The following is an 18066-nucleotide window of genomic DNA, read 5'->3' as shown; positions in this document are numbered from 1 at the left end:
GATCTTCCTACCCGTTCATCTGCGGAAGAAAGCGTTTCGCCTTTATTGGCTCCATCCCCCTTATGCCCCTTGATCCCCGGTTTTTTCGGAAGGAAATTGGCGTTTTCGGATCCAACTGCCGGATTGCCGATGTTTTCCCCTTCCGAATGCTTATGCATTCCTTAATTATTGATTCGTAACGAAAACTTGTCAATGTGAATGGTTTGAAAACGGTCCTTTCACATTGACAAACGGGGGCTCGTTTCATAAACTGCGCGTTGTTTGTCACTGTATCACAACTTCACGGGAGGCATCATGGGCCGTCGTTTCGGAGGGCGAAGCATCGCGTGCATCCTGTTGGCCGTTTTCTGGATTCTCGCCTGTACGCGTTACGAGTCGCAGGTTGTACCGTTCAAGATGCCGAAGGCCTACCCGAACGCCGTGGAGGTGGACGGGACAACCGTGGCTGCCCAGGCTTTCGGAGACCCCAAGACGGCGAAGGATGCCTTTGGCTTCGACATCCTGGGTGCGGGCGTCCTGCCGGTTATGGTCGTCTTCGACAACCGTGGTGATCGTCCCCTGGACATCGTTCCGGCCCAGACGTTCCTGGTGGATCAGGAAAACAATCTCTGGCCCGTACTGGATCAGAAAGTAGCGTATGAACGGATCGAGCGTCAGACGGAATTGGGAGAAGTTGCCCCGAAGTCGGCGAAATACGGCGTCCTGGGAGGGATTGCGGGCGGCCTCATCGGGGCTGCCATCGGTATCGTGTCCGGACAAAGCGTCGGTGAGGCGGCCATGCGAGGAGCCGCTGTCGGGGCTGCCGCCGGGGCTAGCGTGGGGGGAACCACCGCTCTGTCCCAGACGGATGTGCAAGCGCGGATCCGGGACGATCTCAACAAGCGATCCCTTGAGAACCGGTCTGTCCGGCCGAAGGAAATCGCCTACGGATTCATTTTCTTCCCGGCGGAGTCGAAGAAACCGGTCGAACTCCGGATCCAGCTGCGGGAAGGCGACACGGGCAAGCTTCACGCTCTGATCATGAAGCTCTGACAGACCAGGAAACCGGGCGCGAATGCTCCTGACCGATCTCGACACAACCCGCATTGCCATCATCGGACCCGGCCGCCTGGGAACGTCCTTTGCCTACAAGTTCGGCCGGGATAACAAGCGGGTAACAATCTATTATCACGATGCTTCCGTCTGCAAGGCCATCAACCGGGATCATCTAAATCCCATCCATCTTACGGAAGATCTGGCCCGGCGTCTGGGGAGCATGGATGAAGTACCCCGGTTGGGCCCCAAGGTTTTTGCCACCAACGACCTGGAGCGGGTCGTGGAAGACAACGACTTCATCGTTCTGGCCCTGACGATGAACCGCCTTCCGGAGCTTCTCGATTATCTGAAGCCCATCATGGAGAAGAAAGGCGGGGATACCTGCCTCATCTCTCCAATCAAAGGCCTGGCGGCTGATCCGATCACCAAGGAACTCCTCACGCCGTCCCAGATGATCCACAACAGCCTCTACAAGTTGAAATATAAATATGACATCGTCTGCATCGGCGGTCCTTTTTTCGATACGGACATCGCACTGGGGAATCCGGTGTGCGTGACAGTGGCGGGCAAGAAGCGGGTCGCCACGCTCATCAAGGAGCGGATCATCAAGTTCAACCGACGGGAGCTGTCTTCCTACTATAATTTCGACATTGTAGGCGTCGAGGCCTGCGGTTCCCTCAAGAATATCGTGGCCAACATCAAAGGGGTCACGGACTGCCTGAAGCTGGGGGACTCCATTCCAGGGACTCTCTTTGCCCGGTCCGGAGTTGAGATACGATCCATTTCGAAACTCCTGGGCGGAAGCTTCCAGGCCTTTTTCAGTCAGGCCGGCGTCGGCGACATGTACGTCACCGTCTCCTCCGAGGCGAGCAAGAACTACCGGTACGGGAAGCTGTTTTACGAGTTGTACTCGGGCAATCCCATTGAAACGAATCTGAAGGTTCTGGAGAAAATCGACGGTACGCCGGAGGGGCCCAACACCATTCGAAACGTTCAAAAATATCTGGAAAAGAAGAACATGTACAGTCCGCTCTTTTCCAGTGCTTACCGTATTTTCAATGAGGGGGGGAGCAAGAACGACATCCGGGAGCTGGTCATTCAGGCCTGTCAGTTCGACAAGCGAACGAAGGAATACATCGGCCCCTTCTCCCGGATCCTCTATCGGCTCATTCCAAATCTCTGGTACCGGCGGCACAAGGGTTTCCTGGGCCGCGTCGACATCTGAAACGGGAAAATCCGCTTGACTTGTCTGTTTTCCGTATGATACCCATCACCAACTTCTGCAAAGAGGCGTTCTCATGACCGTATTGAAAGCAGCAATATCCCGGTTGTGGTGGTGGCAGGCGCAAAGCGTCTGCCCGTAGCGTTCTTTGCTGAAAAGAGCCGTGGGCAGGGGGATCCCTTCCCATGACTCTGACGAACCTGAAAGAGCATGCCATGGGAAGACCCCATGGCATTTTTTTTGCCGTGACGGGTTCTTCCCAAAGGGGCCGGAGGACTTTCCGGATGGGTAAGTCCAGGGCCGACCATCCGACAATGAAAGGAGAAAACCATGGAACAGACGAAGATCCTTCTTGAAGACCGGGAGATCCCCAGGCAGTGGTACAACATCCTGGCGGACGTGCCCACACCCATGAGCCCTCCCCTCCATCCCGCCACGGGGGAGCCCGTCAAGGCCGAGGACCTGGCCCCCATCTTTCCGATGAACCTCATCGAGCAGGAAGTGAGCACCGAACGGTGGATCGACATCCCAGAGCCGGTTCTGGAGAAGTATGTTCTTTATCGCCCAAGTCCCCTGTGCCGGGCCAGAAACTTCGAGAAGCTTCTCGATGCGCCGGTAAAGATCTATTACAAATACGAGGGTGTGAGTCCTGCGGGATCCCACAAGCCCAACACGGCCATACCGCAGGCGTATTACAACAAGGTCTTCGGGATCAAACGGCTGTCCACGGAAACGGGAGCAGGCCAGTGGGGAAGCGCGCTCAGCATGGCCTGTGCGATGTTCGGCCTGGAATGCCGGGTCTTCATGGTCCGGGTCAGTTACGAACAGAAGCCCTACCGGAGAATGATGATGCGGACCTGGGGTGCCGACTGTTTCCCCAGCCCCAGCACCCTTACCCAGGCGGGCCGGAACGTCCTGGCGGAGCATCCCGATTCCCCCGGCAGCCTGGGCATCGCCATCAGCGAAGCCATCGAGGACGCCGTCACGAAACCCGATTCCCGCTACTCCCTGGGGAGCGTGCTGAACCATGTCCTTCTTCACCAGTCGATCATCGGGCTGGAGGCTCAGAAACAGATGGAAAAGGCCGGTGCGTATCCCGACGTGGTCATTGGGTGCGCCGGCGGCGGAAGCAACTTTGCCGGAATCGCCACACCGTTTCTGCGGGACAAGATCCATGGCAAACAGGTGCATGTCATTGCGTCCGAACCCACTTCCTGCCCGACTCTCACAAGGGGGCCATTTGCTTATGATTTCGGAGATCTGGCGAAGATGACGCCACTTCTTCCCATGTATACGCTGGGTCATGACTTTGTGCCGGCGCCGATCCATGCCGGGGGCCTCCGCTATCACGGCATGGCCCCGGTTGTCAGCCACCTGGTCCGGCTCGGCCTGGTCGAGCCCCGAGGTTATCACCAGCTAGAGACATTTGAGGCGGGTGTTCAGTTTGCCCGAACGGAGGGTATCATCCCGGCACCCGAGTCCAACCATGCGATCGCCACAGTGGTGGACGAGGCTCGCCGGGCCAAGGCCGAGGGGAAAGAAAAGGTGATCCTCTTTAACCTGAGCGGCCATGGAATGGTGGATCTCGCCTCTTACGATGCATATTTCGACGGAAACCTGCTTCCCTATGAATTGCCCGAAGAGGAGATCGAGAGAGCGTTGAAGGCGATTGAGGGGTTCCCGAAGCCCTGAGGCGTTCCGATTTTCGCCGTTTGCAGGAAGGATTGAAAACCGGCGGCGGTTCGCCCGCCGCCGGTCGGATTCTTCCTGACCGATGCCCGGTCACGATGAACGGTATTCATCTTCGCGGATCATTCACCTGATCCCCCGCCGGACCCTGTTTGGCCCGTTTGTTCCTTGTCAGCAACTCGCAATTTGTCCGGTTTACCGCACGCGAACGGCCCCCTTTTGTCGATGCCGGAGTGAAGGCAGAGAGGACGGACCGGGTGTGCCGTTTATTCCGTTGCCAATCTGCGGGACATGCGGCATGATGAAAGAAACCGGAGGTATTGCTGCGGCGGATGACGCAGGAAAGAGGCGAGAAGCATGGAAGAGAGTTCCGGAAAAATCAGCATGCGCTGCCCCCGCCTGGGTGGAGATGTTCATCTGACCTACTGTCTCAAGGAATCGGAGGGTCGTCCCTGCCTCCGGACCCTGCAGTGCTGGCAGGGGATTACGCCTGTCCTTGAGTTCCTGATGAAGCATCTGCCTGAAGCCGAAAAAAACCGCCTGCTGGATCCCATGCCGCGGGACCGGATGTCCGTCATTCTGGATGCGGCGGAGCGGGGAAAGGGATGATGAAAGCCCCGCAAACCGGCAGGACAGCCTATGGAACTGTTTGATCGAGAAGAACCGGGAACATCCGCCCGCCCCTTGGCTGAGCGGATGAGACCCCGCACCCTGGAGGAATACGCTGGCCAGGAGCATGTGATCGGGCCGGATACCCTTCTCAGGCGTGCCATCGGCCAGGATCGACTGTTTTCCATGATCCTTTGGGGCCCGCCGGGCTCCGGGAAGACCACCCTTGCCCGGATCCTTGCCGGGGAGACAAAATCCCATTTCATCAGCTTTTCCGCCGTCCTTTCGGGTGTAAAAGAGATCCGGGCCGTGATCGAGGAAGCCCGCCGTGTGAGGCAGCTCGGCCGGCAGACCATTCTTTTCGTGGACGAGATCCACCGCTTCAACAAGGCCCAGCAGGACGCGTTTCTTCCCCATGTGGAAAGCGGTCTGATCACCCTGATCGGAGCGACAACGGAAAACCCGTCTTTCGAGGTTATTGCCCCCCTGCTTTCCCGCTGCCGGGTCCTGGTTCTAAAGCCCCTCCTGGAAGAAAACCTGGTCCGCCTGCTCCGGCGGGCCGTCGAGGATCCGGAAGAGGGGCTCGGGAAGATAAACCTGACGATCGAAGACAGCGCCCTCGAGATCCTCGCCCGCTTCGCCGATGGAGATGCCCGGGCGGCCCTGAACGGTCTGGAGGCGGTGGCGGCGTTTCTTTCCTCCGAGGAGGGAGGCAATACTGTCGTTACGCCCGAGCGGATCGGACAGATCCTTGAGCGGAAGTCGCTCCTGTACGACAAGGAAGGAGAGGAACACTACAATCTCATCTCGGCGCTGCACAAGAGCCTTCGGGACAGCGATCCCGACGCCTCTCTCTATTGGATGGCCCGGATGCTGGCGGCGGGGGAGGATCCTCTTTACGTGGCCCGGCGAATGATCCGCTTCGCCTCGGAAGACGTCGGCAACGCCGATCCCCGGGCTTTATCCCTGGCAGTTGATGCTCTGCAGGCGTATCACTTCCTGGGTTCCCCGGAGGGGGAGCTGGCCCTGGCACAGGCGGCCCTCTACCTGGCCACGGCGCCCAAGAGCAACGCCGCTTACATTGCCTTCGGAAAAATTCAGGCGGAAATCAGAAGAACGGGAAGCCTTCCTGTTCCCCTGCACATTCGAAATGCCCCCACCCGGCTCATGAAGGATCTTGGGTACGGAGGCGGATACCAGTATGCCCACGATTACGAGGACGCCATGGTATTCCAGGAGCATCTGCCGGAAGAGCTTCAGGGGAAACACTTCTATCACCCGACGGACCGGGGATACGAGAAAATGATCGGGGAAAGGCTGGCCTGGTGGCGGAAACGGCTGCAGGAAGGGAAAGGTGTGCACAAAAAGGAAGAGGAGGCCTGATGGCCTCCTCTTCCGGTTCTCTTGTTGGATTGCTTTTTGAAACGCTTGCTTTGCCATCGGCCGACCCTGCCCGGTTGATCAGCCGTAACGTTTTGTTTGTTGCTTTTCTTTATTCAGGAATCGTGCCAAATCATAAGATGGTCGTATGAGATTGAATTCGTTTCGTTTTGTACGAATCGACCGGTTTGAAAAAACATCCATGAAGAACAATCGCTGTCCGGCCCTCTGCTTGCCATGCCGCCGCCTTTTAAAAAAACATATAGAAATCAAACGCTAGCGAATCGTGACAAAAATTGTCACGCCGCGACAAAAAATGTCCGCTTGCTGTCCTTTCCCGGCTGATCGGAAGGTCTTCCTCCGGAATTGGAAGTCCTTTGCTTCCCTGTCGCGTCGTCACGGTTGACTTTTCCCTGGAAACTCCTATGATGCGGAAAACTTCCAGAATATTGCCGGAGGAAAGCCGCTCCGTGAAAGACCCTCGAAGAATCGTTTGGGAACATACCGCTGCCCAGGATCGCCGTTCGTTCCTGCCTCCCGTGGCCGTCCTGGTCGTGTGTGGCGTTTTCATCGGTCTGATCCTGATCATGGGCCTGTTTACGCGCCAGAGCATCGATCGAACCTTGACGCGCTTCATGGAGGAACGCGCTCAGGGATTTGTCGGCGTCGTGGAGCGGCTTGCCCAGGAGAACATGGACAACCTCAACCGGCTGGTGCAAGAACAGCGCCATCAGGGAGGACGGTTTACCCCGCTTTCGGAATCGATGCTGGCCACCCAGCGCTCCTTCATGGCTTCCCTTGTCGAGATCGCCCGGGAAGTGGATCTGGAATGGAAAGAGGGACGGCTGAACAATGCATCCCTAGAGAAACTTGCAGGGGAGCGGGGGGTCTGGCTCATCGCCGCCCTGAATCGGGAGGGCGTGTCCGTCCACTCGAGCCGGCTCCTGCCCGGTGATACGGAACCGAACAACGATGCCGCGGAATCCCGGCCGGTCACGCTGGGAGCCCTCAACCGCCTGTCGGAAAAAAAACGGATCTCCTTTATCGCCCTGCGGAGACCCGACGGGAGCGGGACGACCATCATTGCCTTGGACGCCAGCACAAACCGTTCCTTCGGTGCGAAGATATCCGTGGAGCGGGCTCTCCGGGAACTGGGGAAAGGCCAGGGGCTCGTTTATCTCGTGGCAAAGGAGCCGAAGGGACGTCTCCTTGGAAGCCTGGGCAAGCAGCCCGAGGCCTGGGCCGAGGGAGAGATTCCACTTGCGCAGATCCTGTCGGGGGCCCAGGCGATTTACAGCCGCAAGGTCGCCTTCGAGGGGAAGCGGCTCTTCGACTTTGTCACGCCCCTGAAACTGAACGGCCAGGTGGCGGGATATGTCCGGGTGGGCCTGGAACGGGACGCCGTTGACCAGATCCTGTCGGAGAACGAGCGCCAGATTTTTATCTTTGCAGCCCTGGTGATGGTCATCATGCTTCTGTCGATGTGGTTCCTTTATCAGAGCCAGAACCGGCACATCACCCGGATTGTCGAGATGGAGCGGAGACTGGAGAAGGCAGAGCGGCTCTCGGCCCTGGGGAAACTGGCGGCTGGTGTGGCTCACGAAATCCGTAATCCGCTGAATGCCATCAGCATGGCCAGCCAGCGCCTGAAGCGGGAGTATGTGCCCGCGGAGGAGGCAAAGCAGGATGAATTTCAGGTCCTGACCGGAGTGATCCGGGATGAAATCCGACGTCTCAACGGGATCATAGAGGAGTTCCTCACCTTTTCCAGGAGCCGCCGGCTGGAGCTGCACGATTATCCGATATCGGAGGTTCTCCAGAAGATTGTTAACCTGATCCGGCTGGAGGCCGATGAGAAAGGAATCGCTATCGAGACCCGCTGGGCAGATCCGCCGGTCGTCGTTCCCATGGACGTGGACAAGCTCCAGCAGGCGCTCCTCAACTTCGTCAAGAATGCCATGGAGTCCATGGAGACTTCCGGTACGCTGACTCTTGCGGTGGGCAGATCTTCCCGTGGCCGGGTGAACATCCGGGTGGCTGATACGGGATGCGGGATGACGGCGGAGGAGATCGAACAGATTTTCAATCCCGAATACACGACCAAGGAAAAGGGGCTGGGATTGGGGCTTCCCCTGGCTCATGAGATCATCCGCGGACACGGCGGGGAGATTCGCGTCACCAGTCGCCAAGGGGAAGGGACCTCATTCGAGATTTATCTGCCGGCCGAGAGGGCCGGCTCCAAAGTGTGACAGGGCTGCTCAAAAACGCCCGCCTGCTTCGCTCCCCTCGTCCTTCGCCGCTCGACGTACGAAAAAGTACAACTCGCGGCTCAAGCCATCGGGAGCCTTGCATCCGGGCATTTTTGAGCAGCCCTGTGAAGGGTTTTAAGTTGACAGAGTTGTTGAAAAGCAGCTGCCTTTAATGTTTCGGGTTGGGGACAGATTGAATCTTCCCCGATCTGCCAACCTATACTCTATATCACGACCTAGAGGGACGGGAATGAAGAACCTCAATATCCTGATTGTCGAAGACGGCCAGTCGCAGCGGCAGATGCTCCGTGATTTTCTGGACCGGGAGGGATACAGTGTAGCCGAGGCGGAAAACGGCGAAGCAGCCCTCTCCCAGGTGAAGAACCGTCATTTCGACCTGCTCCTTCTGGACTACAAGATGCCCGGCATGGACGGCATGCAGGTTCTCAAGGAGGTCAAGCGGATCAATCCCGAGATCGACGTCGTCATCGTTACGGCCTTCGGAACCATCGAGACGGCGGTTGATGCCATGAAGGCCGGCGCCCTCGACTACATCACCAAGCCCATCGAGTTCGACGAGCTCCTCCTCCTGGTGGACCGGGTGGCGGAGAGAAGGATCCTGATCCGGGAAAACGAGATGCTCCGCCAGGTACTCCAGCAAAAGGGGGTTACATCGGATCAGATCATCTACTCGAGCACGGCTATGGGGGAGCTCATCAACATGGCCGGGCGGGTCGCAGCCAGCCGCGCCACCGTTCTCATCCAGGGAGAGAGCGGGACAGGGAAGGAACTGATGGCCCGTCTGGTCCACCAGCTGAGTCCGCGGTCGACAAAGCCGTTCATCGCCGTCAACTGCGGCGCCCTGCACGAAAATCTCCTGGAGAGCGAACTCTTCGGCCATGAGCGGGGCGCTTTCACCGGGGCCGTCGTCCGGCGCATCGGGCGGTTCGAAGAGGCCGACGGGGGAACCCTTTTCCTGGACGAGGTGGGGGAGCTCTCGCCCTCGGTCCAGGTGAAACTGCTCCGCTTTCTCCAGGAGCGGGAGTTTCAGCGCCTCGGAGGAAACCAGACGCTGCGGTCGGACGTACGGATCATCAGCGCCACCAACAGGAACCTGGAAGTCCGCGTCCGGGAGGGTGCATTTCGGGAAGACCTGTTTTACCGCCTCAACGTGGTCGTCATGTCGGTCCCGCCGCTCCGGGACAGGAAGGATGACATCCCCGCCCTCGTGAATCACTTCACTTCCCGTTTCGGCGCCGAGAACGGAAAGGAGATCGAGGGAGTAAGCCGGGAGGCCCAGGACCTGCTCATGAAATACGACTACCCGGGGAATGTCCGGGAGCTGGAAAACATCCTGGAGCGGGCCGTCGTCATTGCCCGGAACCCGGTGATCACTGCGGAAGACCTTCCCTTCCGCGATGACTGGCCTGAGGCCGAGGAAGATGTCGCAGGTGGGGAGGGGCCGCTTAAGAACGCCGTCGAGGACCTGGAGAAGCGGCTGATCCTGGAGGCCATGGAAAAGTCGGGGGGACAGCATCTCAAGGCGGCGGAAATCCTCGGGCTGAACAAGCGGATGCTCCGTTACAAGCTGAAGAAATACGGAATCCGGGGCTGATGCGGAGGGATGCGGATGGAGTCGTTTATCCTGGTGGTCACGACTATGGAGAGCCGGGAAGACGCGATGCGGATCGCCCGGGTCACCGTAGAGAAGCGCCTTGCAGCCTGTGCCCAGGTGATTGGGCCGATCACAAGCACCTATTGGTGGAAAGAGCGGATTGAGGAAGCGACGGAATGGCAGTGTCTCCTGAAAGCGCGGGAGGACCGGTTCGAGGCGCTGGAACAGGCCATCCTGGAGATTCATCCCTACGAGGTTCCCGAAATCGTTTCCATGCCCCTGAATCGTGTGAGCAGCGCTTATCGGGAATGGCTCCGGCAGGAACTCTACTGAGAAAATAGGGCCTGCCCCTTTTGCTTACAATCTGTCTCCCTTCCTTTGTCTGACGGCCCGGCCGTATAGTGCCAGGGTCCGTGATCCAATGATCCGGATTTCCTGAACGGTGAGGGATGCTTCTTCCAGCAGGCCTCTGAGTTGGGAAGGGGTGAAGAGGATCAGGCCCTCCGGAGGGGGCGGGCCGAACATCCTGTAATATCTGAGCGCCATCCAGAACACTTCCCAGGGAGCCATGCCGAAATCCGTGTAGGAAAGGACAAGAACCCGACCGTTCCACCGAACCACCCGGCCCGCTTCTCGAAGGGCCTTCAGCGGATTTGGCAGGGTGTGCAGGACATTGGCCATAACGACCGCATCGAAGTGTTCGTCGGGGAAGGGGAGATTTGCGCAGTCCGCTTCCTGCAGCCGGACATTGTTATATCGCCCTAGCCGGATCATGGCTGCTTCCAGCATTTCTCCGGACAGGTCCGTTGCCAGTACCTGCGACGATCGCTCCGCAAGGATCCGGGTGAAATACCCCGATCCGCACCCGCATTCGAGAACCTCCTGCAGCGGTTCCTCGCGGCGCAGTTCATCTGCCAGGACCTCCCGGAGGTCTCTCCCTACGACATATTCCGTGGCGCGGTCGTAGCGGCCGGCGAAACGGCCCCAGTAATTGTCTTTCCTCGGGTGCATCGCGGACTTCCCCTTCGACGTTCCATGCCGCCGGTATGAATCGGGCCTGGAGTGAACGTTGTCAGCCGGCTGGCTCCTGCCGTTTCAAGGTAACATGATTGGATGGAGAAGTCCACGATCCGACAGGCATAATGACCCCGGGGAGGAGTTCCTCTTTTCCCTGTCGGGCTTTTTCCATTTCTGTTATATGCCTCGGACCGCTTCCCGATCCATTCACACGATTCCGGCCTCTCGGCCGAAGATGGGAGGAATGTTTATGAAACGATGGTTGGTCCTTTTCCTGTTGTGCATCCCGTGGGTTTTTGTTTCCGTTGTCATGTCGGCGCAGGCCGCCCCCGTTCGGATCGGCATCATCGACACCCAGAAAATCATCAAGGATTCCAGGGCGGCCAAGGAGGCCCGGGCTGTCTTTCAGAAGGAACAGGTAAAGAGGCAGGCTGCCTATGCCGCGAGAGAGAAAGAGGTTGTGAAGCTCCAGGAGGAGTTGAGAAATCTCGACGCCAATGCGCCGGTGGAACTTCGGAAGACGAAGACGGACAAGTTCAATATCGAGGCCAAGGAGTTGAAGCGGTTCAAAGACGATCTCGAAGAGGAACTCCGGCGCAGGGAAATCGAGCTGACGACGAAAGTCATCCAGGATTTGAACCGCGTTCTGGAGGAGTACCGAAAGAAGGAAAAGCTGGCGGTTATTATCTACAAATCCTCTGCCGCTACCTATGACGAGGCCCTGGACATCACGGACCGGATCATCAAAATATACGACGGCGAAACAGGGAAGAAAAAGTAAGGGATTCCGGGGAAGACCTATCCCGGCTTTCCGGCATTGCGCCCCGCTGCCTGCCGCTCACGGATAAGATGGTCCAGTAAGGGCTGCAGGATGGAGAGGAACCGTTCCACGTCTCTTTTCGACGCCTCGCATTGTTCGGGGGTCATCCAATCCCCGAACATGCTATGGAAACTCTCCACGACCTGCTCGAATTCATCCTGCGCGGTCACGGATTCGCCGATATCGGTGCTCATCATGCATACCTGCAGGCAGAGCGCCGATATCTTCATCTGGGCGAGCACTTCGTACGGGTCCGTATTCATGGGATCGGATTTCCTCCTGAATTTTACCCCTTCATCCGGATCGGCTGTTCGAGCGGGTGCATTTCTTACCAGAAAAAACTCAGGCTGACAAACCGCCGCCTTTCCGTATGAAGAAGTATCCGTGGTTTTCGTTCCTGTCGTCGAGGTCGCAGGACGCCTCCAGGACATCCAGTCCGGCCTCTTCCAGGAGATCCCGGAAAGCCTGGAAGGGAAAAGAAGTCATGGTGATCACGTGAGCGGCGTACGATCCTTCCCCTTCTTTCGTCCGGTACCGGTCCGAGCCGTCGGAGTAGCGCATCTGCAGGAAGGCGAAGGCGCCGCTCCGGAGCAGCGTTTCCATGACCCGGAGCACCCGTATGGTATAGGCCCGGGAAGGAAAGTGCTGAAAGACGGCGACTGAGAGGATGAAATCCACGGACCCCGCCGGGACGGTTTCCAGCACGGACTCCGGATGCTCCGCGGCGACCAGGGAGTCTATGAAATTGCGATGTCCCAACCGCTCCATCTGGCGTGAGCATTCCCGGAGGGTGGCGCCGGAGATTTCGACGCCGTAAACGCGGTCAAAACGCTCGCAGAGAATCCGGGTCAGGGCACCGCCGCCGCATCCCCATTCGAGGGCCTGAGTTTCCCCTGACGGGAATGGATTCCCGGCGGCCGCAAACCGGCGGAAACGGTCTTCCAGGAGGCGCCGGTGGAACTCTCCATGTTCCATCCAGCGCTCCCGTTCCCAGCGCCCGGAGCCGAACCAGTGGGACTGGTCGCGGATTCGGTCGTCGTTGGCGCTCATCCGCCAGTACTGACCGGCCTCACGGCCGGGATCATCGGGCTCTGCCCTGCATACCCGGCGAAATGCCTGCGTCAGCCACGATATCATTCCGTTCCTCTTTTCTTTACACGGTGCTGTAACCGATCCTAGCCGGTTTCGCAATGGTTCCGTACAAAGACCGCGATGGACGGCCGGCTGGGGGCATGGGGCATGGGGCATGGGAATGTCGGCATTGCTCCTTGACGACCGAAGCAGGGGAATCGTATGATGAAGACAACCGGTGCTCCAGGGTCGACAGGCAGGCGGTCGGCTGCCCGGTTTAGGGTCCGGGATGACGACGGGATTCTTTCCCGCGCAGGCCTTTTTTCCCCCGGACGCGACATTCGGGATCGGCAGATGTGGACTCATAAAGAACGGGGTTGATGGAATCATGATCGATGCGCTGAAGGGTGAACTGGAGACGACCTATGAGGAGATTGTGGACGTCCTGTCCAGGCGTCTGGAATCGGTTTGGGACATCCTGAAGGAGTTGCAGAAGGAATCGATCTCCCTGCAGGAAAAGATCGAGGCGGTCAAAGCGGCTGTCGGTGACCTGAGGCAGACAATCGTTCTGAGTTCACTGGATGACGGGGAAAGAGCCCAATTTGATGCGCACTTGAGGAAAGTGGAAGATTTGCTGGCTTGAACCGGCATGGTTGGAGCCGGGGAGGTTGGACCATGATCGAGCGGCTGCAGGCTCAGATAGAGTCCATTTCGGAAATGGCGGAGAAGCTTGCAGAGCGCATCGAAGAAATCCGGGAGGCCGTGGAGGACTTGAAACAGTCTGTGTATTCCCTCAAGCTGGACGACGATCAGACGGAAGAAATGGAAGAGATCTTTGACCGGATCGAGACCCTTCTTTCCGGGGTTGATTTGGAATGATGTTTCGGCAAATGTTTTCACCGGGGTGTCGATCCGGGGGAAAAACGCGATCCTGCGGCGGGGAAGGCATCCACTTCGGCGGTTTCCGTGCCGAATGCGACAGTAGTCCCCTGCCGGGCAGGGATGGAACCGCGGGTGCCGCCCTCCTGATGCTCCTGCTCCTTCTGGGCCTTGCGGTCTCCATGGCGCCGCCCGCGCAGGCGGGAGAGCTCTATCGCTATACAGCCCCCGACGGGAGCGTTCTATATACGAATATGCCCATGGCGCCAGCCCAGGCCGAACGGATTTTCCACGACCCGCCGGCCCCTGCGTCCGGGCTTGGTTCCTCCGCTCAGCAGGCCCCTTCGCCGATGAATGCAGGAGCCGCAACCAACGGCTTTCTGCCGGCAGGGCGGGCGGGAAAATCCGCGGCGGCTTCCCACCTGATCCCCCATTTTCCACTGGTGAAGCAGAAGGGACCCTGGTGCGTAGCCGCCAGCGCCGAGATGGTCCTGAAGTACTATGGCTTCCCGGGGCGGCAGGACGACATCGCCTTTGCGGCTTACGAAAACCGGGGCACCGGCACGTCCCTGGCGACTATCTCCCGTTACATCAATCGGATCGCAGGGCTCAGGGCATGGCTCCGGGAGCGGACGAGCTTTGATATCGTCAAGCGCTGCATCGACGCGAACGTTCCCGTGCTGGTGCCCCTGAAGGAACCCGGGCAGAGCGAAGGGCACCTTGCCGTGGCCATCGGGTACGACGACGGCCGGCAAATCATGACCCTGGCGGAGCCCGCCACGGGGTCGACCATCCAGGTGCCCTACCGGAGCTTTCTGAAAGTCTGGACGGGCGCCACTGTGACGGTGACGCCGACCCGGCTCTGAAAAAATCCCCTTTTCCCCTTCAATTCTCGATGATGGCCACCGGCCGGCACCACCCGGCGGAGGCCCCCTTGATCTTCACGGGAAAGCAGCAGACGGTGAACCCGTGGGAACGGCCGATGGCGGAGAGGTTGGCCATCTTTTCCATGTGGCAGTAACCGATCTCGATGCCTGCGAAGTGCGCCTCCCACACGACCCGGGGATCCCCCTTCTCCTGGAACTCTTTGGCCAGAAACGGCAGGGGTCTGTCCCAGCTCCAGGCGTCGATGCCCACCACGCGAACGCCTTTTTCGGTCAGGAACAGGGTGCTTTCCCGGTCCATGCCGGCCCCCTTGAGGAGATACTCGGCCTTACCCCAGGCCGCCTCCGCTCCCGTCTGGACGAGAACGATGTCCAGGGGTTTGATTTCATAGCGGATTCGTTCCAATTCCTTCTGAACGTCCCGTGCGGTGATTCTCTCTCCGTCCCCCTTGTGCCGGAAGTCCAGCAGGACCCCGTCGCTCATGCACCACTCGAGGGGGATCTCGTCGATGGTCATGGCCGGTTTGCCCTTATCCTGGGTTGGATGGTAATGGTACGGCGCATCCAGGTGGGTGCCACTGTGGGTGGCGAGATGGACGAATTCGACGGCCCAGCCGACGCCGCCCGGGAGCTGGTCCTGCCGGATTCCCGGGAAGAACTCGAGCATGCTGGGAGCGCCCATGGCATGATCGATGTAGTCGATCCTGGGGATCATCATGGGCGGGTCCGAAGGAAGGCCGGACTCGATGGCAATGCTCAGGTCAACGAAACGCTTTCTGCTCATGATGCCTCCTTGAAGGTTGGATGTTCTCTTTTGCCTATCCCCGTCATGACTCGATCCCGACGCTGCGGAAGGTGAGGCTGTGTTCCCTCCAGTTCCTTCCCTGATAGATGAACGGGTGGAGGTGGAAACTCCTGAGGCTCCTTACGGAGCGTGAAGGAGCGGGGAAGGTCATGTATATCGAAGTAGAACTGCCGGCGGCGACAGGCAGGCCCGCGGTTCCCGCCTGGTACATGGTCGTCTTCTTTCCCCCCGACATGGAATAAACACTGGAAACGACACTCGATCTGCCTGCCTGGTCGGTGATGGACGATTTGGTCCAGCGATAGGCCGAGTCATACAGCGCGATGCTCTTGGCTGCCCTGGACTGGTTCCTCGCATGGACGACGAGGGTGACCTGCTTTCCCGACAGCCTGGCTCCGCTCAGCGTGAAGACGATCTCGTCGGCTTTCAGCGACTGGGCACGAAATTCCAGGCGTTCCTCCTCTGCTTCGGCTCTTTTCTTCCCGGAGAGAAGGGCGGATGCCGGCTGGGCGGGCTGTTCTTTTGAGGTTTTGGGTGCGTCGGCGGTCTTGCCTGTCTGGGAGGCTTTCCTCACACCGGGAACGATCAGCAGAACCACGATCACGATGACCGCAAGGAGGGCGCCGCCGATGCCGAACATCCTCTTGCGGTTCCGCAGAAGGCCCGGCCCGGCCTGTGGTCTTGCCGCCGGTTTCGCCGGTTCAGCCTCCGTGGTTTGCTTCTCTCTTTCGATTTCTTTTTCTTCCCCCGCATCCTGCTTATTCTCCTTCTCCGGTTCAATCGCTATGGGTTGAGGCGGGGGGGGCTGTCCGATGATAACAGGTTCCGGGGCGGGCGCAGGCTTTGCCGCCGGGGGGGTCACCTGGTAAATGTCGTGCTCCCGGACGTGCTTGTCTGCCCGGGCGCCCCGGTATTGAAAGAGCCGGGAATAATCCTCCGAGAGACGGGACACGACATCGAAATAGGACCTCGAAACAAGCAGCTCTCCCGGACCGGCAAAGCTCATGATGCGCTGGGCCACGTTGATGCCATCGCCGACGAGGTTGGGATTGTCGTTGATGTCCTTGATGAGCTTGACGGGGCCCAGGTTGATGCCGATACGGACCTCCAGCAGCGGCGACGCGTCCCGGGGAAGGCTCCGGATGGTGCCCTGGATCCCCATCGCGGCGATCAGGGCTTCTTCCGGATCGCTGAGAAAGCTGACGGCCGCTCCGTCGCCGGTGTCGAGAACGATGCGGTCGCTGACGGCAACGTCCCGAATCGAATTGGCGAGAATGGCGGTGAACTGCTCCTTGAGCCGCATCTGGTCGTCGACGGGTTTCATCGAATAGGCCACGATGTCGATGAACACGACGCTGCAGATGAACGTCCGGTTGGGTCGGAACTTCATTTCCTGCGGTTTATCGTTTTCAGTAGTCATGGGTACAATATTGCGGATTCCTCTCTGGAGATTGATCGTTTTTCAGCATGGAGCGAGAAATATCCGTTTTTTATCCGGGTTTTTGTTTTTCGTGGCAACGCACCCGGGACAACTTCCGTTTGATGTGCGAACCATAACAGATTCCGAAAGAATTTGCATTGTTCCTCCCGGCATCCTGCAGTCGTACCGGCCAAGCCGTTGCCGATGAACTCTTGGAACAAAAAAAGCTCCCCTGCGGGAGCTTTCAGCGATTTCCGGTTCGGTGGGTATGGAAATCACACCTTCACAGGACTGCTTTTGTATCGAGCAGGATCGCCAGCAGGAGCAGAATCCCGAAGACCGTATCGAACTGGGCCGTCAGGGCGTCGGCCATATCGGGGATTCTTTCCCGGAAGGTTTTCAGAAGGCTCACCGCCTTGGGGACGGAGAGGAAAATCAGCAGGCCCCAGAAGCTCATGACGCCCGTGGCGATCATGCCGAGAACGTAGGCGTAGGAGAGAACGATCATTCCCGCGAAGAGCAGATAGCTCTTTCGGGTGCCCAGCATGATGCTGATGGTCTTCACGTTCTGGCGGGCGTCATAGTTGATGTCCCGCATGTTGTTGGCAAAGAGGACCAGGGCGACCAGGACGCCGAAAGGAATCGAGATGAGCAGGGCCTTGCTCGAAAGGATCCCGCGCTGGACGGCATACGCTCCCTCGATCATGAGGGGGCCCCACATCATGAAGACGGCGAACTCCCCGAGGGCGCGGTATTTGAATTTGACTGGACCCGCCGTGTAGAAAATGCATGTCAGGACCCCGATCGTTCCGATCCAGAGGACGTGCCAGGAACGGAAGAAAGCCGCCGCTGTTCCTATGGTGACGGTTATTGCCAGCATGACGGCGGTCTCCGCGAGGAGCTGCCGGGGAGTCAGCATTCCCGAGATCAGCGGCTGGGGACGGTACTTCGCCGTCGGCGAATCCTCCTGATCGACGCCGTATCGAGTATCGCAGTAATCGTTGATGAGATTGGCCGCCGCATGAAAGGTCATGATGCCGACGGCGGTCAGGGCGAACCAGACCCAGGAAATCGATCCCTCCTCCGCGGCGAGCAGGGTACCCACGGAAACGGAAATAAGGGACATCGTGAACGACCAGGGGCGGGTGGCGATGAAGTATTTCTTTATGGTCTCCAGCATATACAAGATCCTGCCTTTCCGGATGTTTCCACGGGAGGGGAATGTAATCGGGACGGGTTCCCAAGTCAAGCATTTAAGGCAGGATGACGCTTGGCCTTTGTCTCCGGGTTGATGCCGTCATAGAGAAGGATCGGGAATATCCCGTCCCGCCCCGTTTTGCCTCTGCACACCGCATGGCGGCCATTCCTTTC

19 protein-coding genes are annotated in these 18066 nt (G+C 58.7%); 13 read left to right on the top strand and 6 right to left on the bottom strand.

Going from position 1 to position 18066, the window contains the following annotated elements; genetic code table 11:
• Positions 1-294 precede the first annotated feature (294 nt).
• The 9 genes from HPY65_16195 to HPY65_16155 all read left to right on the top strand — a co-directional run bounded on the left by HPY65_16195 (position 295) and on the right by HPY65_16155 (position 10132).
• Positions 295-1032, top strand: a complete 738-nt coding sequence (locus HPY65_16195) for a glycine zipper family protein (protein ID NPU86018.1) — start codon at positions 295-297, stop codon at positions 1030-1032.
• Between the two features lie 22 nt (positions 1033-1054).
• Positions 1055-2260, top strand: a complete 1206-nt coding sequence (locus tag HPY65_16190; GenBank protein NPU86017.1) for a hypothetical protein — start codon at positions 1055-1057, stop codon at positions 2258-2260.
• 327 nt (positions 2261-2587) lie between these two features.
• On the top strand, positions 2588-3949 hold the full coding sequence (locus tag HPY65_16185; protein ID NPU86016.1) for a TrpB-like pyridoxal phosphate-dependent enzyme: 1362 nt from the start codon (positions 2588-2590) through the stop codon (positions 3947-3949).
• 354 nt (positions 3950-4303) lie between these two features.
• Positions 4304-4555: a hypothetical protein gene (locus HPY65_16180; GenBank protein ID NPU86015.1), complete on the top strand. Its 252-nt coding sequence runs from the start codon at positions 4304-4306 to the stop codon at positions 4553-4555.
• Between the two features lie 30 nt (positions 4556-4585).
• Entirely contained in the window at positions 4586-5938 is a 1353-nt protein-coding gene (locus HPY65_16175; GenBank protein NPU86014.1) for a replication-associated recombination protein A, read from the top strand.
• Positions 5938-6087, top strand: coding sequence for a hypothetical protein (locus HPY65_16170; GenBank protein NPU86013.1), 150 nt, complete (start codon positions 5938-5940; stop codon positions 6085-6087). Before HPY65_16175 ends, HPY65_16170 begins: the two co-directional genes overlap by 1 nt.
• Before the next feature lie 318 nt (positions 6088-6405).
• Entirely contained in the window at positions 6406-8184 is a 1779-nt protein-coding gene (locus HPY65_16165; GenBank protein NPU86012.1) for a hypothetical protein, read from the top strand.
• Positions 8185-8434: 250 nt separating this feature from the next.
• The gene (locus HPY65_16160; protein ID NPU86011.1) at positions 8435-9799 is read left to right on the top strand and encodes a sigma-54-dependent Fis family transcriptional regulator; all 1365 of its coding nucleotides are present in this window, start codon (positions 8435-8437) and stop codon (positions 9797-9799) included.
• A 15-nt stretch (positions 9800-9814) separates the two neighbouring features.
• Complete coding sequence (locus tag HPY65_16155) at positions 9815-10132, top strand: divalent-cation tolerance protein CutA (protein ID NPU86010.1); 318 nt, start codon at positions 9815-9817, stop codon at positions 10130-10132.
• 24 nt (positions 10133-10156) lie between these two features.
• On the opposite strand, the gene HPY65_16150 is transcribed toward HPY65_16155, so the two are convergent.
• Positions 10157-10810, bottom strand: a complete 654-nt coding sequence (locus tag HPY65_16150; protein NPU86009.1) for a class I SAM-dependent methyltransferase — start codon at positions 10808-10810, stop codon at positions 10157-10159.
• A gap of 256 nt (positions 10811-11066) precedes the next feature.
• Between HPY65_16150 and HPY65_16145 the strand changes: the two genes are divergently transcribed.
• Entirely contained in the window at positions 11067-11597 is a 531-nt protein-coding gene (locus tag HPY65_16145) for an OmpH family outer membrane protein (protein NPU86008.1), read from the top strand.
• Between the two features lie 17 nt (positions 11598-11614).
• On the opposite strand, the gene HPY65_16140 is transcribed toward HPY65_16145, so the two are convergent.
• Both HPY65_16140 and HPY65_16135 read right to left on the bottom strand, forming a co-directional pair.
• The gene (locus tag HPY65_16140) at positions 11615-11899 is read right to left on the bottom strand and encodes a hypothetical protein (protein ID NPU86007.1); all 285 of its coding nucleotides are present in this window, start codon (positions 11897-11899) and stop codon (positions 11615-11617) included.
• A gap of 79 nt (positions 11900-11978) precedes the next feature.
• A complete protein-coding gene (locus HPY65_16135) occupies positions 11979-12773 on the bottom strand; it encodes a class I SAM-dependent methyltransferase (GenBank protein NPU86006.1) in 795 nt (264 codons plus the stop codon).
• Positions 12774-13095: 322 nt separating this feature from the next.
• Between HPY65_16135 and HPY65_16130 the strand changes: the two genes are divergently transcribed.
• The 3 genes from HPY65_16130 to HPY65_16120 are packed head-to-tail and all read left to right on the top strand — an operon-like array spanning position 13096 to position 14452.
• A complete protein-coding gene (locus HPY65_16130; GenBank protein NPU86005.1) occupies positions 13096-13350 on the top strand; it encodes a hypothetical protein in 255 nt (84 codons plus the stop codon).
• Positions 13351-13382: 32 nt separating this feature from the next.
• Entirely contained in the window at positions 13383-13586 is a 204-nt protein-coding gene (locus HPY65_16125) for a hypothetical protein (protein NPU86004.1), read from the top strand.
• Complete coding sequence (locus HPY65_16120) at positions 13583-14452, top strand: DUF4124 domain-containing protein (GenBank protein ID NPU86003.1); 870 nt, start codon at positions 13583-13585, stop codon at positions 14450-14452. Before HPY65_16125 ends, HPY65_16120 begins: the two co-directional genes overlap by 4 nt.
• Before the next feature lie 19 nt (positions 14453-14471).
• On the opposite strand, the gene HPY65_16115 is transcribed toward HPY65_16120, so the two are convergent.
• The 3 genes from HPY65_16115 to HPY65_16105 form a co-directional block, all read right to left on the bottom strand.
• Positions 14472-15254 carry a cyclase family protein gene (locus HPY65_16115; GenBank protein NPU86002.1) on the bottom strand — a complete coding sequence of 261 codons (783 nt, stop codon included), beginning with the start codon at positions 15252-15254 and terminating at the stop codon, positions 14472-14474.
• 43 nt (positions 15255-15297) lie between these two features.
• A complete protein-coding gene (locus HPY65_16110) occupies positions 15298-16665 on the bottom strand; it encodes an adenylate/guanylate cyclase domain-containing protein (protein ID NPU86001.1) in 1368 nt (455 codons plus the stop codon).
• A gap of 313 nt (positions 16666-16978) precedes the next feature.
• Positions 16979-17875, bottom strand: a complete 897-nt coding sequence (locus tag HPY65_16105) for a prenyltransferase (GenBank protein ID NPU86000.1) — start codon at positions 17873-17875, stop codon at positions 16979-16981.
• Between the last annotated feature and the right edge of the window lie 191 nt (positions 17876-18066).

Source organism: Syntrophaceae bacterium (genome assembly GCA_013177825.1).
GTDB lineage: Bacteria > Desulfobacterota > Syntrophia > Syntrophales > PHBD01 > PHBD01.
Note: the sequence above shows the minus strand (reverse complement) of the source record. Positions and strands in the feature narration are given on the sequence as shown.

Excerpts from the sequence above, each read along its gene's own strand:
- HPY65_16195 (NPU86018.1), top strand. The coding sequence starts at position 295 with ATGGGCCGTCGTTTCGGAGGGCGAAGCATCGCGTGCATCCTGTTGGCC.
- HPY65_16190 (NPU86017.1), top strand. The coding sequence starts at position 1,055 with ATGCTCCTGACCGATCTCGACACAACCCGCATTGCCATCATCGGACCC.
- HPY65_16185 (NPU86016.1), top strand. The coding sequence starts at position 2,588 with ATGGAACAGACGAAGATCCTTCTTGAAGACCGGGAGATCCCCAGGCAG.
- HPY65_16180 (NPU86015.1), top strand. The coding sequence starts at position 4,304 with ATGGAAGAGAGTTCCGGAAAAATCAGCATGCGCTGCCCCCGCCTGGGT.
- HPY65_16175 (NPU86014.1), top strand. The coding sequence starts at position 4,586 with ATGGAACTGTTTGATCGAGAAGAACCGGGAACATCCGCCCGCCCCTTG.
- HPY65_16170 (NPU86013.1), top strand. The coding sequence starts at position 5,938 with ATGGCCTCCTCTTCCGGTTCTCTTGTTGGATTGCTTTTTGAAACGCTT.
- HPY65_16160 (NPU86011.1), top strand. The coding sequence starts at position 8,435 with ATGAAGAACCTCAATATCCTGATTGTCGAAGACGGCCAGTCGCAGCGG.
- HPY65_16155 (NPU86010.1), top strand. The coding sequence starts at position 9,815 with ATGGAGTCGTTTATCCTGGTGGTCACGACTATGGAGAGCCGGGAAGAC.
- HPY65_16150 (NPU86009.1), bottom strand. The coding sequence starts at position 10,810 with ATGCACCCGAGGAAAGACAATTACTGGGGCCGTTTCGCCGGCCGCTAC.
- HPY65_16145 (NPU86008.1), top strand. The coding sequence starts at position 11,067 with ATGAAACGATGGTTGGTCCTTTTCCTGTTGTGCATCCCGTGGGTTTTT.
- HPY65_16140 (NPU86007.1), bottom strand. The coding sequence starts at position 11,899 with ATGAATACGGACCCGTACGAAGTGCTCGCCCAGATGAAGATATCGGCG.
- HPY65_16135 (NPU86006.1), bottom strand. The coding sequence starts at position 12,773 with ATGATATCGTGGCTGACGCAGGCATTTCGCCGGGTATGCAGGGCAGAG.
- HPY65_16130 (NPU86005.1), top strand. The coding sequence starts at position 13,096 with ATGATCGATGCGCTGAAGGGTGAACTGGAGACGACCTATGAGGAGATT.
- HPY65_16125 (NPU86004.1), top strand. The coding sequence starts at position 13,383 with ATGATCGAGCGGCTGCAGGCTCAGATAGAGTCCATTTCGGAAATGGCG.
- HPY65_16120 (NPU86003.1), top strand. The coding sequence starts at position 13,583 with ATGATGTTTCGGCAAATGTTTTCACCGGGGTGTCGATCCGGGGGAAAA.
- HPY65_16115 (NPU86002.1), bottom strand. The coding sequence starts at position 15,254 with ATGAGCAGAAAGCGTTTCGTTGACCTGAGCATTGCCATCGAGTCCGGC.
- HPY65_16110 (NPU86001.1), bottom strand. The coding sequence starts at position 16,665 with ATGAAGTTCCGACCCAACCGGACGTTCATCTGCAGCGTCGTGTTCATC.
- HPY65_16105 (NPU86000.1), bottom strand. The coding sequence starts at position 17,875 with ATGCTGGAGACCATAAAGAAATACTTCATCGCCACCCGCCCCTGGTCG.